General features: G+C 66.4%; 11 protein-coding genes. 5 read left to right on the top strand and 6 right to left on the bottom strand.

The annotated features are described in order from the left end of the window. Positions 1-75 precede the first annotated feature (75 nt). From VF643_RS11715 to queF, 3 genes are all read right to left on the bottom strand, one after another. Positions 76-1,356, bottom strand: coding sequence for a glycoside hydrolase family 130 protein (locus tag VF643_RS11715; RefSeq protein ID WP_331043573.1), 1,281 nt, complete (start codon positions 1,354-1,356; stop codon positions 76-78). Positions 1,357-1,401: 45 nt separating this feature from the next. After that, a complete protein-coding gene (locus tag VF643_RS11710) occupies positions 1,402-3,672 on the bottom strand; it encodes a glycosyltransferase family 4 protein (protein WP_331043572.1) in 2,271 nt (756 codons plus the stop codon). A 130-nt stretch (positions 3,673-3,802) separates the two neighbouring features. Then, the gene (gene queF / locus VF643_RS11705) at positions 3,803-4,249 is read right to left on the bottom strand and encodes a preQ(1) synthase (protein WP_331043571.1); all 447 of its coding nucleotides are present in this window, start codon (positions 4,247-4,249) and stop codon (positions 3,803-3,805) included. Between the two features lie 29 nt (positions 4,250-4,278). Here queF and VF643_RS11700 point away from each other — a divergent pair, with 29 nt between their 5' ends. The 5 genes from VF643_RS11700 to VF643_RS11680 all read left to right on the top strand — a co-directional run bounded on the left by VF643_RS11700 (position 4,279) and on the right by VF643_RS11680 (position 11,530). Further along, on the top strand, positions 4,279-5,820 hold the full coding sequence (locus tag VF643_RS11700) for a cryptochrome/photolyase family protein (RefSeq protein ID WP_331043570.1): 1,542 nt from the start codon (positions 4,279-4,281) through the stop codon (positions 5,818-5,820). A gap of 90 nt (positions 5,821-5,910) precedes the next feature. Further along, positions 5,911-8,385: a PAS domain S-box protein gene (locus tag VF643_RS11695; RefSeq protein WP_331043569.1), complete on the top strand. Its 2,475-nt coding sequence runs from the start codon at positions 5,911-5,913 to the stop codon at positions 8,383-8,385. A gap of 86 nt (positions 8,386-8,471) precedes the next feature. Continuing rightward, entirely contained in the window at positions 8,472-9,299 is an 828-nt protein-coding gene (locus tag VF643_RS11690) for a sulfurtransferase (RefSeq protein ID WP_331043568.1), read from the top strand. Further along, on the top strand, positions 9,296-10,486 hold the full coding sequence (metC, locus tag VF643_RS11685) for a cystathionine beta-lyase (protein ID WP_331043567.1): 1,191 nt from the start codon (positions 9,296-9,298) through the stop codon (positions 10,484-10,486). The genes VF643_RS11690 and metC overlap by 4 nt, the downstream gene beginning before the upstream one ends. A 192-nt stretch (positions 10,487-10,678) precedes the next feature. Further along, complete coding sequence (locus VF643_RS11680) at positions 10,679-11,530, top strand: TorF family putative porin (RefSeq protein WP_331043566.1); 852 nt, start codon at positions 10,679-10,681, stop codon at positions 11,528-11,530. A gap of 178 nt (positions 11,531-11,708) precedes the next feature. On the opposite strand, the gene VF643_RS11675 is transcribed toward VF643_RS11680, so the two are convergent. Genes VF643_RS11675 through VF643_RS11665 form a run of 3 tightly spaced genes read right to left on the bottom strand, consistent with a single transcriptional unit; the run spans position 11,709 to position 15,634 of the window. Further along, positions 11,709-12,119: a DUF3035 domain-containing protein gene (locus VF643_RS11675; protein ID WP_331043565.1), complete on the bottom strand. Its 411-nt coding sequence runs from the start codon at positions 12,117-12,119 to the stop codon at positions 11,709-11,711. Then, the gene (gene lspA, locus VF643_RS11670; protein ID WP_331043564.1) at positions 12,112-12,636 is read right to left on the bottom strand and encodes a signal peptidase II; all 525 of its coding nucleotides are present in this window, start codon (positions 12,634-12,636) and stop codon (positions 12,112-12,114) included. The genes VF643_RS11675 and lspA overlap by 8 nt, the downstream gene beginning before the upstream one ends. Beyond that, positions 12,629-15,634: an isoleucine--tRNA ligase gene (locus tag VF643_RS11665; protein WP_331043563.1), complete on the bottom strand. Its 3,006-nt coding sequence runs from the start codon at positions 15,632-15,634 to the stop codon at positions 12,629-12,631. The genes lspA and VF643_RS11665 overlap by 8 nt, the downstream gene beginning before the upstream one ends. Between the last annotated feature and the right edge of the window lie 132 nt (positions 15,635-15,766).

The following is a 15,766-nucleotide window of genomic DNA, read 5'->3' as shown; positions in this document are numbered from 1 at the left end:
GCGCGGCTCGATCCAGCCCCTTCGAAATCGACGAATCCGCGCGGCCGCGACACGCGGCGGCTTGAGCCCGCGCGCTCACATCGCCGCGAGCAGTTCCTTGATCGGCACGAACGCGAACCCGACCGAGCTGTCGGCGATCCCATACGGCAGGAACAGCGTGTCCTTGTGGCGGATCGCGCCGCAGGAATAGACCACGTTGGGGACATAGCCCTCGCGGTCCTGGTCCTTCGCCGCCAGCAACGGCTCGCGAGTCCGCCCGATCACCTTGGACGGATCGTCCTTGTCGAGCAGCGCCGCCCCGATCGAGTATTTGCGCATCGCGCCGACGCCGTGGGTCAGCAGCAGCCAGCCCTCGTCGAGTTCGATCGGCGGCCCGCAATTGCCGATCTGCACCAATTCCCATGGGAAGGTGGGTTTGAGGATCATCGCACCCTCGTCCCAATGGTCGAGCTTATCCGATTTCAGCAGGAACAGATTCTCCCCGTCCGACCGGCCGATCATCATATATTGCCCGCCGACCTTGCGCGGGAACAGCGCCATGCCCTTGTTGCGCGAGGCGCCCCCCGTCATCGGCAGCAGATCGAACGCGCGGAAATCGCGGGTGCGCATCAGTTCGGATTGAATCTGCGAGCCGTTATAGGCGGTGTAGGTGCCGATCCATTCGAACGATCCATCATCATGCTGGAAGCGGACGATGCGCAAGTCCTCCAGCCCCTTCGACTGTGCCTGGGTGATCGGGAAGATGACCGTGCCGGACAGCGTCGAATCGCGGTGGCGGAACACCGTCACCGGCCCGACCGGCATCTCGTTCTCCGCGCCGCCGACCGCGTCGGTCGCGGTTGCGAACGGCGGCTCGGGCGCCAGCTTCATCTGGCGATCGGCGGTGATGATCCCCTCGCGAAAGGCGACCGAGGAGATATGTCCCTCTCCCACCGCGCGCATCGACATCAGCACGCGAAGCGATCCGGCCGGCATCCCCGACTGGTCGAAATGCGGCACCGCGCTGGGGTTCATCAGGGCGGCGGCGGCATAGCTGTATTCGTGGCAGAAATACGCGCCGATCAATTGACGGCGCTCGTCCCCGATGTCGGCGCCGTTCAGCCCCAGCATATCCTCGATCTGATCGTAGCGGGTCATGAACACCCGGCGCGTCTGCCAGTGGCGTGCCTCGAAATCCTTGAGCACGATTTCCAGTTGCTCGCGTGCTTCGTTCGCCGACATGCGGAGAACCTCGCCGATCAGCCGCTCAGTGCGGCTCGGCGGATTGCCCTGCCCGCCCCAGGCGATGTGGAACGGGCGGACGACCACGCGGGAAGGATCGGCATGCAGCCGCAACGGGTGGGTAAACAAATCCATGAGTCGTAGCCCCCGGCGCCGCTGAAGGAACCGCGTAGAACGAAGCTACGCGGCTTGGCGGGTCTTCCCTGCCACGCCGGACGCCGCCTGCGAAAGCCCCGAAATGGCGCAACTGGCCAATTGCAGCGCCAGGATCGATTCGGCACCCTGATTTCGGTTAAGTCCCGCCGGCATCAGCCCGTCAAAACAGCCGCCGTCGGCGCTGGTCGCCACGGCCATGTCCAGGTCGTTCTCACCCAGGAACCAGCCATAGGCGCGGCGCGCCTCGTCCAGCCACCGCAGGTCGCCGGTCGCGTCCAGCGCGGCGACGCAGGCGTCCACCGTCGCTTGCGCCTCCAGCGGCTGTTGATCGAACTTGCGCGGTTCGCCGTAGGGCCGGTTGAAGCTCTCCGTGCCCACCGCACGAAACCTGCCCTGTGGCGAGGTCTGCTTCGACACGATCCACTCCAGCGTCGACAGGCCGACCTGGATCAGGTCGTCGCGTTCCAGCGCCATGCCGGCGCGGATCAGCGCCTGCGGCAGGCGGGCGTTGTCATAGGCCAGCACGATCTCGAACCATTCCCACTCGGGCCGCCGCGTCTCGGCCAGCATCGCCATGTGGACGTCGGGAAAGCGCGACAGGATCGTGCGCGACAGTTCGTGCCCAGGCCGCGCCTCCAACATCGCCGCCGCACCCAGCATCGCAAAGGCCTGCGCGCGCAGCGAGCCGAGTTCGAGCGCGAGCGACGCCGTGGTGTCGAAGAGAACGCGTGCCCAGTCGCGGTGCTTGACGTCGCGGGCGTCGCGCGCGGTGACGCCCAGCGCCCACAGCGTCCGGCCGTTCGAATCCTCGGACCCCACGTCCTCGCACCATGACCGGTCGAAGGCCATGAAGTTGCGGAAGCGGCGCGCGTCGGGGTTCCACGCATATTGGATAAACGACGCATAGATCGTCGTCCATTTGTCGCGCCTGTCCGCATCCAGCGTGGGCATCGCACTCATCAGCATCAGCGCGCGGGCATTGTCGTCGATGCAATAACCGTGGCGCCGATCGGGAATCGAGAAGATCGAATGCTGGAGCATACCGGTCGAATCGCTCATCCGCTCGACCGCCGCCATGTCCGGGGTCAGGATGCGGGGAGGAACCGCCGCGACCGGCAGCCGCGCGGGGCGCGCAGCCACAATGGCTTCGACCTCTGCCATCGCCGCCTCCGCCAGCCGCGGCCAGATCATCGTGCGCCCGCGCGCATAGGCACGCTCGCTCAGACGGCGGCGATCGCGATCGCTCGACAGCAGCGCGTCGATCTCGCGCGCGAAGGCGGCGACGTCCTTGAAGTCGACCAGCACGCCGTGGCCGTCCGCGAGAATCTCGGTCGCATGCACGTAAGGCGTCGAGATGACCGGCTTGCCTGCGCCCACGGCGTAAGACAGCGTTCCGGACGTGATCTGCGCCGGGTTGGTATAGGGCGTCGCGTATATGTCGGCGGCCTGGAGATAGTCGATCAACGCGTCATATTCGACGAATTCGTCGATGAAGGCGACGTTGTCGGCGACGCCCTTCTCGACCGCCAGCGCCTTCAACGAATCGCGATACGCCTCGCCGTGCCGCGCCACCAGATTGGGATGGGTCGCACCCAGAACCACATAGAGCAGGTTGGGATGACGCTCGGCGAGCGCGGGCAGCGCGGCGATGATCGTTTCGATGCCCTTGTTCGGCGCCAACAGCCCGAAGGTCAGCACCACCTCCCGGCCCTCCCATCCGAACCGATCCTTCATCGTTTCCGGATCGACCAGAGGACGGTCGGGCACGCCGTGCGGGATCATCACGATCTGGCGCGGGTTGGCGCCATAGACCCGGCGAAGAATCTCGCGTCCGCGCTCCGCCATCACCACGATCCGCGCGGCACGGGCGAGCAGCCCCTCCATCACCCGGCGTTCATCGACGCTCGGCTTTTCCAGGATGGTGTGCAGGGTGACGATGACCGGCAGCGTGGTCCGATCGAGCAACGCCAGCAGATTGTCGCCCGCCGGGCCGCCGTAGATGCCATATTCGTGTTGCACCCAGATCGCGTCGGCGCCGCTTTCCTCGATCGTGCGCGCGGCATCGACATAGGCGGACAGATCGTCCTGCGGGATCGCAGCGGTCACCGCGGGGGGATAGGCATAGCGGCCGGGATGGTCGTCCATCGCATAGACATCGACCGCGACATCGGGGAAACGCGCGCGCATCGCGGTGTAGACGTCGGTCGTAAAGGTCGCGAGGCCGCATTTTCGGGGCAGGAAATTGCCGATCAGTGCCAGCCGCTCGATACCGTCTCCGCCGACCGCTTCCACCATCTGCTATCCCTGTTTCGGCAAAGACGCCAATAAGGCGAAACTGCGCTTCCCCGGTGAACGATCACCCTGAATGGAAGGTTGCACATCTTGGTGCAGTGCAGCAAATAATTCTTGATGGAGATCAGGGTCGTCAGCCGCGGCCCCGGTACGGCTGGACCCCCTGGTCGGGCAGCCACAGCCCTTCGGGCGGCGCACCCGACTGCCAGAACACGTCGATGGGTATGCCGCCGCGCGGATACCAATAGCCGCCGATCCTGAGCCACAGCGGCTTCATTTCCGCGAACAGGCGCTCGCCGATGCCGACCGTGCAATCCTCGTGAAACGCGGCGTGGTTGCGAAATGCGCCGAGGAACAGCTTGAGCGATTTGGATTCGACGATCGTTTCGGCGGGCGCATAGTCGATGACGAGATGCGCGAAATCCGGCTGGCCGGTCACCGGGCAGAGCGAGGTGAACTCCGGCACCGCGAAGCGCACCAGATAGGTGCTGGCGGGCCGCGGGTTCGCGACGTAATCGAGGACCGCTTCCTCAGGGGAAGCGGGAAGCGTGCTGGCCTGGCCGAGATGCTTGGGAGTCATGGACGCGCATGTAGGACGCATTGCCGGGCATGAAAACGCTGATACCGATCCTGGGCGACCAACTCAGCCTGGACCTGGCATCGTTGGCGGATGCCGATCCCGCCGACACGATTGTGCTGATGATGGAAGTCGCCGACGAGACCACCTACGTCCGCCACCACCGCCGCAAGATCGCCTATATCCTGGCTTGCATGCGCCACCATGCCGACGCGTTGCGCGCTGCCGGCTGGACGGTCGATTACGTGACCCTCGACGATCCCGACAATGCGGGCAGCTTCACCGGCGAAGTCGCACGCGCCATCCAGCGCCACGCACCCGAGCGCATCGTCGTCACCGAAGCCGGCGAATGGCGCGTCGCGGCGATGATCGATGCGTGGGAGACGCTATTCGGCATCCCCGTCCACATCCGTGCCGACACCCGCTTCCTCTGCTCCCACAGCGAGTTCGAGGCTTGGGCGGAGGGGCGCACCGCCTTGCGGATGGAGTATTTCTACCGCGAGATGCGCCGCCGCACCGGCCTGCTGATGGAGGGCGCCAAGCCCGCAGGCGGCAAGTGGAATTACGATCATGACAATCGCAGGCCCGCAGCCCGCGACCTGCTGATGCCCCGTCCGCTATCCTTCGCGCCCGACGCGATCACGCGCGACGTTCTGGCGCTGGTGGAGGCGCGGTTCGCGCGTCATCCGGGCCGCCTCGACGCTTTTGACTTCGCGACGACCAGCGCCGATGCGCTACGGCAGCAGGCGCACTTCCTGGACCACGCGCTTCCTCGCTTCGGCGAGGCGCAGGACGCGATGCTCACGGATGAGCCGTGGATGTATCATTCCATCCTGTCGCCCTATCTCAACTCGGGGCTGCTCGATCCGCTCACGCTGTGCCGCGAGGTGGAGGCGCGCTACCGGTCGGGTGCCGTGCCGCTGAACAGCGCGGAGGGGTTCATCCGTCAGATCATCGGCTGGCGCGAATATATGCGCGGCATCTATTGGCGCGAGGGGCCGGATTACGTCCACCGCAACCATCTGAACGCGCGCCGCCCGCTGCCCGCCTTCTACTGGACCGGCGAGACGGACATGCACTGCCTGGCCCTGGCCATTGGCCAGACGCTGGACCACGCTTACGCGCACCATATCCAGCGGCTGATGATAACCGGCAATTTCGCGCTGCTGATCGGAGCCGATCCGGCGGCGGTCCATGTCTGGTATCTGGAAGTCTATACCGACGCGTATGAATGGGTCGAACTGCCCAACACGCTCGGGATGAGCCAGTTCGGCGATGGCGGCCTGCTCGCGTCCAAACCCTATGCCGCCTCGGGCGCGTATATCAACAGGATGTCCGATTATTGCCGGACCTGCCGCTATGATCCCAAACAGCGGCTGGGTGAAGATGCGTGCCCGTTCAATGCGCTTTATTGGGACTTCCTCGACCGCAATGCGGCAAAGCTCGGCGGCAACCCGCGTCTGGCCATGCCCTATCGCAATTGGGACCGGGCGGAGCCGGAAGCCCAGGCGGCGACGCGCGCCCAGGCGGCGCGGTTCCTAGAGACGCTCGACCAAGCAAGCGGAGCCTATTAGCGGGCAGGAAACGCGGCGCCTGGGCGCGGGCATATTGCGTCGCGTTCGCCGCTGTTCCAAAGGCTTGCCGATAAGCACCGGGGTAACGCAATGCACGACAGCGCAGATCGGAATGACCACCCCGGGTCCGGGATCGGCGAGGACGCCACCCGGATCGAAGCCGAACTGGTCGGCAAGGTTCCCTCGCACGATCCCTTCATCTCGGCGGTGCGCGCGACGCGCATGCCGATGGTCATCACCAACCCGCGCCTGCCCGACAATCCGATCGTGTTCGTCAACAACGCCTTCTCCCGCCTGACCGGATATCCGCGCGAAGAGATTGTCGGTCGCAATTGCCGGTTCCTGCAAGGCCCGGAAACCAATCTCGAAGACGTCGCTACCGTGCGCACCGCGGTGCGGGAACGGCATTCGGTCGAGATCGACCTTCGCAACTACCGGCGTGACGGAAGCGCCTTCTGGAACCGCTTGCTGCTGGCGCCGGTGTATGACGAGGCGGGCGAGCTGACCTATTTCTTCGCCAGCCAGCTCGACGTGACGGTGGAACGCGATCGGCTGGCTGGCCTTGAAGCCGCCAACGCCGTGCTGACCGCGGAGCGGGCGCTGGCCGAGCAGCGGCTTGCCCTGAACGAGGTAACGCTGAAACTGGCGGTGGACGCGGCGGAGATCGGCACGTGGGATCTCGATCTGACGACCGATATCCTGAACTGGCCACCGCGCACCAAGGCGATGTTCGGCATCTCGCCCCATGTCGCATGCAGCCTGGACGACTTTACCGCCGGGCTGCACCCCGACGACCGTGATGCCACCATGGCCGCGTTCGCCAGCGCGCTCGACCCCGCGCAGCGGGCGACCTACGACGTCGAATATCGCACGATCGGCAAGGAAGATGGCGTCATCCGCTGGGTGTCCGCCAAGGGGCGCGGCATCTTCGACCAGACCGGCCGGTGCGTCCGCGCGATCGGCACCGCGATCAACATCACCCGAACCAAGGCGACCGAGGAGCGTCTTCGCGAAAGCGAAGCGCGCCTGCGCGATCTGAACGCCACGCTGGAACAGCGCGTCGCCGAAAGCACCGCGGAGCGCGATCGCATGTGGCGGCTGACGACCGATCTCATGCTGGTCGCCCAGTTCGACAGCACCATCGTGTCGATCAATCCGGCATGGACGACGCTGCTGGGCTGGGAGCGCGAGGAACTGCTGGGCCGGCCCTATCTCGACTTCGTCCATTCCGAAGACGGAGCCGCGACCACCGCCGAGACGCAGCACCTGACCGACGGGCGCAACACGATGCGGTTCGAGAACCGCTATCGGCACAAGGATGGAAGCTATCGCTGGCTGTCCTGGTCCGCCGTTCCCGAAGACGGTCTGATCCACGCCGTCGCGCGCGATATCACGAGCGAAAAAGCGGCGAACGAGGCGCTGAGCCAGGCCCAGAAGATGGATGCGGTCGGCCAGCTTACCGGCGGCATAGCGCATGATTTCAACAATCTGCTGACCGTCATCCGCTCGGCCGCCGATTTCCTGCGGCGCACCGATCTCAGCGAAGAAAAGCGGCGCCGATATATCGACGCGATATCCGACACCGCGGATCGCGGCGCCAGGCTGACGGGTCAATTGTTGGCCTTCGCCCGCCGCCAGCCGCTCAAGCCCGAAGTGTTCGCCGTAAACGGAAAGGTCACGGGCGTCGCGGAGATGCTGCGATCGCTGCTCGGCAGCCGGATCGTGCTGACGACCGAGCACGCCCCCGTGCCGCTTCACGCCGAGGCCGACGTGGCACAATTCGAAACCGCGCTCCTCAACCTCGCCGTGAACGCCCGCGATGCGATGGACAACGAGGGCCGGCTCCTGCTCGCCGTCCGTGCCGCCTCCGCAATCCCGCCCGTCCGCCGCCATGCGGAGCGGCGCGGCGACTATGTTGCGGTGAGTGTCACCGACACCGGCGGCGGAATTTCAACCGAGAACCTGTCGCGCATCTTCGAGCCGTTCTTCACGACCAAGGCGGTCGGCAAGGGCACGGGGTTGGGTCTCAGTCAGGTATTCGGTTTCGCCAAGCAGACGGGCGGCGACGTGGTGGTCGAGAGCGAGACTGGCACCGGCACGACCTTCACCATCTACCTCAAGGCGGTCCAGGCCGACCGGGAGAGCGCAAGCCGGCCGTCGCGGGCCGAACCCGCTGCCAGGGTCGCGAATGCGCGTGTGCTGGTGGTCGAGGACAATGCCGATGTGGGCGAGTTCGCGACGAGCATGCTGCAGGATCTCGGCTACGAAACGACCTGGGCTGCCGACGCGCACGCCGCGCTCGATCTCCTGGCCAGGGACGAATTGCACTTCGACGTGGTATTCACCGACGTCATCATGCCGGGCATGAGCGGCATCGAACTGGGCGAGGAAATCCGCCGCCGCTACCCCGGCCTGCCCGTGGTGCTCACCAGCGGATACAGCCATATCCTCGCGGAAAACGGGCGGCACGGCTTCGATCTGCTGCAAAAGCCCTATTCGGTGGAAGCCATGTCGCGCGTGCTGCGCAAAGCGGTGCACGGTCGGATCGGTGACCCGGAAAGCTGAGCCTGGAAAGCCGAGCATAGCTTCGCCATGCCGCGCCATTGCGGTCGCGATTGCCGGCCGCGGTTGCGGGTCGTAGGACACTGGCCATGAACGCCCTGGTATCCACCGACTGGCTCGCCGAGCACGCGCGGGCCGTGCGCATCGTCGATGCGAGTTATTACCTCGCCGAACACGCCCGCGATGCCGCCGCCGAATTCGATGCGGCGCACATTCCCGGCGCCATGTTCCTCGATCTCGCGACGCTTGCCGACGCCGCGTCGTCGCTGCCGATGACGCTTCCCGCGCCGGATGCGATCACGCAGCGGCTCGCCATGCTCGGCATCGGGGCGGGCGAGCAGATCGTCCTCTACGACGCATCGCCGCTGCGGTCTTCGGCGCGCGCGTGGTGGATGCTTCGGATGGCCGGGATCGCCGACGTCACGATCCTCGACGGGGGCCTGGCCAAATGGCGTGCCGATGGGCGCCCGCTCGCGTCCGGAGACGTATCCAACACCCCGACGGCGTTCGATGCCTGCCTGCCCTTGTGCAGCGTGCGCACCTTCGATGCCATGCGTGCCAATCTCGTCACTGCGATCGAGCAGGTCGTCGATGCCCGCTCCCCCGCACGCTTCGACGGCCGGGAGCCCGAAAGCCGGCCCGGAGTGGAGCCCGGTCACATCCCCGGCGCGCGAAGCCTGCATTATGCCGCATTGTTCGAAGCGGACGGCACCTGGAAGCAGGGCGATGCGCTGCGTGCCGCCTTCGCTGATGCAGGTGTCGACCTCGCCAGACCCGTCGTCGCCACCTGCGGTTCGGGGGTTACCGCCGCGTGTCTCGTTTTCGCCGCGCACCTTCTCGGCCATCACATCGCGCTGTACGACGGCAGCTGGAGCGAATGGGGCGCCGACCCCGCGACCCCGAAAGCACGCGCATGAGCAAGCCGCCGGAGGGCGATTCGACGCGGGTGACAAGTGCGGGCCGCCGCCCCGAGTGGACGCAGGGGATCGTCAACACGCCGGTGTGGCGGGCGTCGACGATACTCTACGACGATGTCGCCGCCCTGCGCGAGGGCAGCCGCACCGATCCCCATCACCGCCTGTTCTACGGCCGCAAGGGAACGCCGACCCAGTGGAGCCTGGCCGACGCGCTGACGTCGCTGGAACCCGGCGCGGAGGGCACGTTCCTCTATTGCTCGGGCGTGGCCGCGCTCGCCGCCGCGTTGCTGTCGGTGCTGTCGCCGGGTGACGAACTGCTGATGGCCGACACCGCCTATGATCCGACGCGGTCGATGGCGAACGGCCTGCTCAAGCGATTCGGCATTTCGACGCGCTATTACGATCCGCTGATCGGCGCCGATATCGCCGGAATGATCGCCGAGAACACCGCCGCGATCCTGCTGGAGAGTCCCGGCAGCCTGACGTTCGAGGTGCAGGACGTGCCCGCGATCGTCGCCGCTGCCAAGGCGCGCGGCGTGGTAACGATTTTGGACAACACCTGGGCCACCCCGCTGCTGTTCCCGGCCATCGCGCACGGCATCGACCTCAGCGTGCTGGCCTGCACCAAATATGTCGTCGGCCACAGCGACGTCATGCTGGGATCGGTCACCGCCGCGCCCGGCCGGTTCAAGGCGCTGCGCGACACCAGTTTCGCATTGGGTCAGGTGGCCAGTCCTGACGATTGCTGGCTCGCCAGCCGCGGGCTGCGGACGATGGCGGTCCGGCTCGCCCAGCATCAGGCGAGCGCATTAGAAATCGCACGCTGGCTCGCCGCCCGCCCCGAAGTTTCGCGCGTCCTCCACCCGGCGCTACCCTCCTGCCCCGGCCACGCGCATTTCGTCCGCGACTTCAAAGGCGCGAGTGGACTGTTCTCCTTTGTGCTGGACGGCGGCGACGAGGCGGCGCGCGCTGCGCTGATCGACGGACTGGACCATTTCGGCATCGGCTACAGCTGGGGCGGGTTCGAAAGCCTGGCATTGCCGGTCGATCCCCGCCGCCATCGCACCGTCACGACGCGCGACGATGCCGGGCCGCTGATCCGCCTCCAGATCGGGCTGGAAGATCCGGGTGACCTGATCGCCGACCTGGATCGCGGCCTGGCCCGCTTCCGCACCGCGCGCGGCTGACGCACGCGGCTGTTGCAACCGCGCCACACGGCAGCAGGCAAACGTCCAGCTGTCACCGAAACGTCTTGTGCGCCGCAACAGCCGCTGGCATGCGTCGGCGACCGAACAGGAAGATCGCGCGGGAGCATCGCTCCGACAGACGCGGCACGGTGCGGTATGCAGGCGGGGACATCGACCTTCGAAAGGGACACGATGCGCTTCACCACTTTCCTCCTGGCCGGCACGCTGCTGGCCGCGTCCGCTCCCGCCTTTGCGCAGGAAGAGACCGCTCCCCCCAAGCCCGTTACCGTCAGCGGCACGGTCGGCCTCGTCAGCGACTATCGCTTTCGCGGCGTTTCGCAGTCGGACGAGAATCTGGCCATTCAGGGCGGCATCACGATCGCGCACGAAAGCGGCGTATATATCGGCACCTGGGGGTCCAACCTGGCGGGCTGGGGCACGTTCGGCGGCGCCAACATGGAGCTGGACCTGATCGCGGGCTACAAGGTTCCGGTCGGCGGCGGCACGCTCGACGTCGGCGTCACCTGGTACATGTACCCCAATGGCTTCGACAACACCGACTTCTTCGAGCCTTATGCCAAGCTGTCGGGCACCGCAGGCCCCGTCAACCTTACCGCTGGCGTCGCCTATGCGCCAAAGCAGCAGGCGCTCGGCCCCTGGTTCACCAACGGAGCCTCGGCCGCGGCCGGCGTGTACGATCGGGTGAACGCCAAGGACAGCAACCTGTACGTGTGGGGCGACGTCAGCACCGGTATTCCCGACACAGGCCTGACGTTGAAGGGCCACATCGGCTATTCGAACGGCAACAAGGGCCTGGGGCCGTTCGCGACCAGCGTCGCGCCGACCGGCGAGTATGTCGATTGGCTGGTGGGCGCCGACTTCACGATCCCCGGCACCCCGCTGACGCTCGGCGCCGCCTATATCGACACCGACATCTCGCAGCGCGATGCCGCCTATCTGCAGCCCAGCTTCAGCGAGGGACAGGACGGCACCGGCTCAATCGCCAACGGCAAGGTCGTGTTCTCGCTGACCGCGGCGTTCTAAGCGGGCGCCTACCGAGGGGTGATGGGATCGTAAGGGTCGCCCTCACCCTTCCCACTGCCTTCGGCAGCGGGCCCCCTCCCTCTCCCGCCGGGAGAGGGAGGGAGGCGCGGAACGCGCCGGAAGGGTGAGGACGAGCCGATCCGGGCCGTTTGAAACCCAGCCCCCCTGAGTTTGGCCCTCAGTTCGGCGTCGCGCTCGCCTTGGCATCCTGGCCGTCGCCCTCGGGCGCCGCCACGATGTCGCGGGTCGTCGCACCCTTGTCGACGACGTTGGTATCGGGATCGCCGACGTTCGATCGGATGCCCCGCTCCGCGCTGTCGCCGCCTGCCGCGCTGACCGCCGCCCGCTCCGACGCACTGCGCGGAGCCGAGCCGCCGAACAGCGCATCCAGCGTCTGCGCATTGCCGGTATTGTCCTGCGGCCGTACGGCCCCAGGCGCGGGAGGCACGAGCGCGAAATCGGGCGGGATCACCAGCGGTGCCTGCCGGGCCACCGCGAACTCGTCTGGACGCGCACGGTCGATCCCGCTCGTGCCGCAGCCCGACAGCAGCAGGGCACCGGCGACGCCGGCCACGATGATCTTACGCATGTATATTCTCCACTGGGGCGTCAGGCTTGTCGCGGGTCAGGAACGCCCGGACGAGCAGGACGAGCACGCCTATCGTAATCGCCGCATCGGCGAGATTGAAGACCAAAAACGGGCGCCACTGCGGATCCCACGGTGTTGGGAAGTGCAGGTCGGCAAAGTCGATGACATAGCCGAAACGCGCCCGATCAAGGATATTGCCGAGCGCGCCGCCCAGCACGAAGCCCAGCGCCATCTGGTCGGCCCGGTTGCGCTCCCGCCACATCCACACCGCTACACCGGCCGCGATCGCGCCGGTCAGCAGCACCAGCGCCCAGCGGGTCAGATGCCCGTCGGCGGGCAGCAGCCCCAGCGAAATGCCGATGTTGGGCACGAAGCGCAGATCGAAGAACGGCACGATCTCACGCACATCCCCCGCCTGCGCGATGCCGAGCGGCCGGGTGACCACCCATTTGGTCAGCTGGTCGCCCGCGAACAGCGCGGCCGCGGCGATCAGCCCGGTACGGGGGACGCTACGCATCGACCGCCGCCGTGCCCACCACGTCGGAGCAGCGCGCGCACAGGTCGCCGTCGTCCGTCACCTCGGGCAGATGCCGCCAGCAGCGCCCGCATTTGAGATAGTCGGTGCGCGACACGCCGAGCGTCTCACCGGCCGTCAACGAAGCGACGATGAACGCCTCGGTCAGTATGTCGGTGTCGCCCGGCAGTGCGGGCACGATCACCTCCGCCTCCAGGCTGGAGCGGACGATCTTCTCGCGGCGAAGCGGCTCGATCGCCTCGGTCACCTGAGTCCGGAGCGCACGGATATCGCGCCACTTGGTCGTGAGCATATCGGTGCCGTCGAGCGCACGCAGTTCCGGCCATTCCAGGAAATGCACCGACCCGTCGTCGCTCGGGAACCGCGCCTGCCATACCTCCTCGGCGGTGAAGCACAGCACCGGCGCGGCGTAGCGGACCAGCGCGTGGAACAACGTATCGAGCACCGTGCGATACGCGCGGCGCTTGGCGTCGCCGTGGGCGTCGCAATAAAGCGAATCCTTGCGGATATCGAAGAAAAAGGCCGACAGGTCGTCCTGCGCGAAATCGGTCAGCAGCCGCAGATAGCGATTGAACTCAAAGCCATCCGCCGCCGCGCGCAGCTCCGCATCGAGCGTGCCGAGCAGGTGGAGCACATAGCGTTCCAGCTCGGGCATGTCCGCGACAGCCACCCGCTCGCTCCCATCGAAGCCGTCCAATGCGCCGAGCAGATAGCGGAAGGTGTTGCGCAGCTTGCGATAGGCGTCGGACGCGGTCGCCAGCACCTCCTTGCCGATCTTCACATCCTCGAAATAGTCGGTCGACGCGACCCACATGCGCAGGATATCGGCGCCGCTCTCGCCGATGATCTTGAGCGGATCGACGACGTTGCCGAGCGATTTCGACATCTTGCGCCCTGCGGCATCGAGCGCGAAGCCGTGGGTCAGCACCGCGTCATACGGCGCGCGGCCCCGCGTCCCGCAACTCTCCAGCAGCGACGACTGGAACCAGCCGCGATGCTGGTCCGATCCTTCGACGTACAGATCCGCGCGCACGTCCGCGCCGTAGCGGGCCTCGACGGTGAACACATGGGTGCAGCCGGAATCGAACCACACGTCTAGGATGTCGTTCTGCGGCTCGTAATCCGCCGGGTTGTAGTCGGGGCCGAGCAGCACTGCATGATCCGCGGTGAACCACGCATCCGCCCCGCCCTCCGCAAACGCCGCGACGATGCGCGCGTTAACGGCAGGGTCGTTCAGATACGCACCTGTCCGCCGATCCACATACAGCGCGATCGGCACACCCCAAGCGCGCTGGCGGCTGATGACCCAATCGGGCCGCCCCTGCACCATCGCGGTGATCCGGTTCTCCGCGCGCGCCGGCACCCAGCGGGTCCGCGCGATGGCGTCGAGCGCGGTTTCTCGGAGGGTGGCCTTGTTCCCCTCTCCCCCCGGGAGCGTCAGGTCGATCATGCCCCCGGCATGATCTAAATCGTCCGGGGGACGATTTACCTGGCGCTGGGCAAGCTGCGAAGCAGCGCGGGGTGAGGGTGAGTGTGGGATGCTGGGGGCGTCGCCCTCACCCTTCCGCGCCTGCGGCGCTCCCTCCCTCTCCCAAGGGGAGAGGGATTTATCCATCGGGATGAACCATTGCGGCGTGGCGCGAAAGATCACCTTCGCCTTCGACCGCCAAGAATGCGGATAGCTGTGCGCGAAGTCGTCGCTCGCCGCCAGCAAGGCGCCGCTCGCGCGCAGGTCCGAACAGATCGGCCCGTCCGCACTCACGAACTTCTTGTTGATGACGCTCCCCTGCCCGCCGAGCCAGGCCCAGTCCGCGCGGTACATCCCCGCGCCATCGACCGCGAACACCGGGTCGATGCCATGCGTCTTGCACAGCAGGAAATCGTCTTCGCCATGATCGGGCGCCATGTGGACCAGTCCGGTGCCGGCATCGGTGGTGACGAAGTCGCCGGGCAGGAAAGGGCGGGGCTTGGCGAAGAACCCGCAGAGATGGTGCATCGGGTGGCGGGCGGTGGCGCGTTCAAGTAGTGCCCCGTTGCCGCTCCACTGGATCCGAATATCCGTGAAAGACGCCAGTTTCATGGCGACCCGCTGAGCAAAATCCGACTGAAGCTCCTCCGCGATCAAGAAGCGGCCGAGTGACCGGAGTGGCGCTTCGCTGCTTTCACCGCCAACAACGTCAACGAGGATGTAAACAATCTCCGCCCCATAACTCAGCGCCTGGTTCACCGGAATCGTCCACGGCGTCGTCGTCCAGATCACCGCATGCGCGCCGACCAGCTCCGGCGCGTTCGGCGCGTCCACGATCTCGAACGCGACGTCGATCTGCGTCGACACCACGTCCTCATATTCGACCTCGGCGTCGGCCAGCGCGGTCTTCTCCACCGGGGACCACATCACCGGCTTGGCACCGCGGTACAATTGGCCGCTCTCGGCGAACTTCAGCAGTTCGGCGACGATCGCGGCCTCGGCCTCGTATTTCATCGTCAGATAGGGATCGGCCCAGTCGCCCATTACCCCCAGCCGCTGGAACTCCGCACGCTGCACGTCGACCCACTTCTCGGCATAGGCGCGGCATTCGGCGCGGAATTGCGCGACCGGCACGTCGTCCTTGCTCAGCTTCTTCGCGCGATACGCTTCCTCAACCTTCCACTCGATCGGCAGGCCGTGGCAGTCCCAGCCGGGGACGTAGGGCGCATCCTTGCCCATCAAGGTCTGCGAGCGGACGATGATGTCCTTCAGCACCTTGTTCATCGCATGGCCCATGTGGATGTCGCCATTGGCGTAGGGCGGGCCGTCGTGCAGGATGAAGCGTTCGCACCCTTGCCGCTGCTCGCGCAGCCGATCGTACACGCCGATCTTTGCCCAGCGCTCCAGGATCGCGGGTTCCTTGGCGGCGAGGCCGGCCTTCATCGGAAAGTCGGTCTTCGGCAGGAAGACGGTATCGCGCCAATCGCGCTTGGGTTCGGATGCTTCGGTCATGGATGGGTGCGCTTTAGCTTTGGCGGGCGGGTTTCACAAATCGGGGCAGAAGGTTTGTTCACGCGGAGGCGCGGAGACGCGGAGGAGAAAAGGAAGTGCTTGCCTGCGGCGCTCGCGCATCCAGTCCATTCA

The sequence above is a fragment of the Sphingomonas sp. genome, from assembly GCF_036387595.1.
Taxonomy (GTDB): Bacteria; Pseudomonadota; Alphaproteobacteria; order Sphingomonadales; family Sphingomonadaceae; genus Sphingomonas.
Note: the sequence above shows the minus strand (reverse complement) of the source record. Positions and strands in the feature narration are given on the sequence as shown.

Bases quoted from the DNA above. Each gene is read 5' to 3' on its own strand.
- VF643_RS11715 (WP_331043573.1), bottom strand. From the start codon at position 1,356: ATGGATTTGTTTACCCACCCGTTGCGGCTGCATGCCGATCCTTCCCGC.
- VF643_RS11710 (WP_331043572.1), bottom strand. From the start codon at position 3,672: ATGGTGGAAGCGGTCGGCGGAGACGGTATCGAGCGGCTGGCACTGATC.
- queF (WP_331043571.1), bottom strand. From the start codon at position 4,249: ATGACTCCCAAGCATCTCGGCCAGGCCAGCACGCTTCCCGCTTCCCCT.
- VF643_RS11700 (WP_331043570.1), top strand. From the start codon at position 4,279: ATGAAAACGCTGATACCGATCCTGGGCGACCAACTCAGCCTGGACCTG.
- VF643_RS11695 (WP_331043569.1), top strand. From the start codon at position 5,911: ATGCACGACAGCGCAGATCGGAATGACCACCCCGGGTCCGGGATCGGC.
- VF643_RS11690 (WP_331043568.1), top strand. From the start codon at position 8,472: ATGAACGCCCTGGTATCCACCGACTGGCTCGCCGAGCACGCGCGGGCC.
- metC (WP_331043567.1), top strand. From the start codon at position 9,296: ATGAGCAAGCCGCCGGAGGGCGATTCGACGCGGGTGACAAGTGCGGGC.
- VF643_RS11680 (WP_331043566.1), top strand. From the start codon at position 10,679: ATGCGCTTCACCACTTTCCTCCTGGCCGGCACGCTGCTGGCCGCGTCC.
- VF643_RS11675 (WP_331043565.1), bottom strand. From the start codon at position 12,119: ATGCGTAAGATCATCGTGGCCGGCGTCGCCGGTGCCCTGCTGCTGTCG.
- lspA (WP_331043564.1), bottom strand. From the start codon at position 12,636: ATGCGTAGCGTCCCCCGTACCGGGCTGATCGCCGCGGCCGCGCTGTTC.
- VF643_RS11665 (WP_331043563.1), bottom strand. From the start codon at position 15,634: ATGACCGAAGCATCCGAACCCAAGCGCGATTGGCGCGATACCGTCTTC.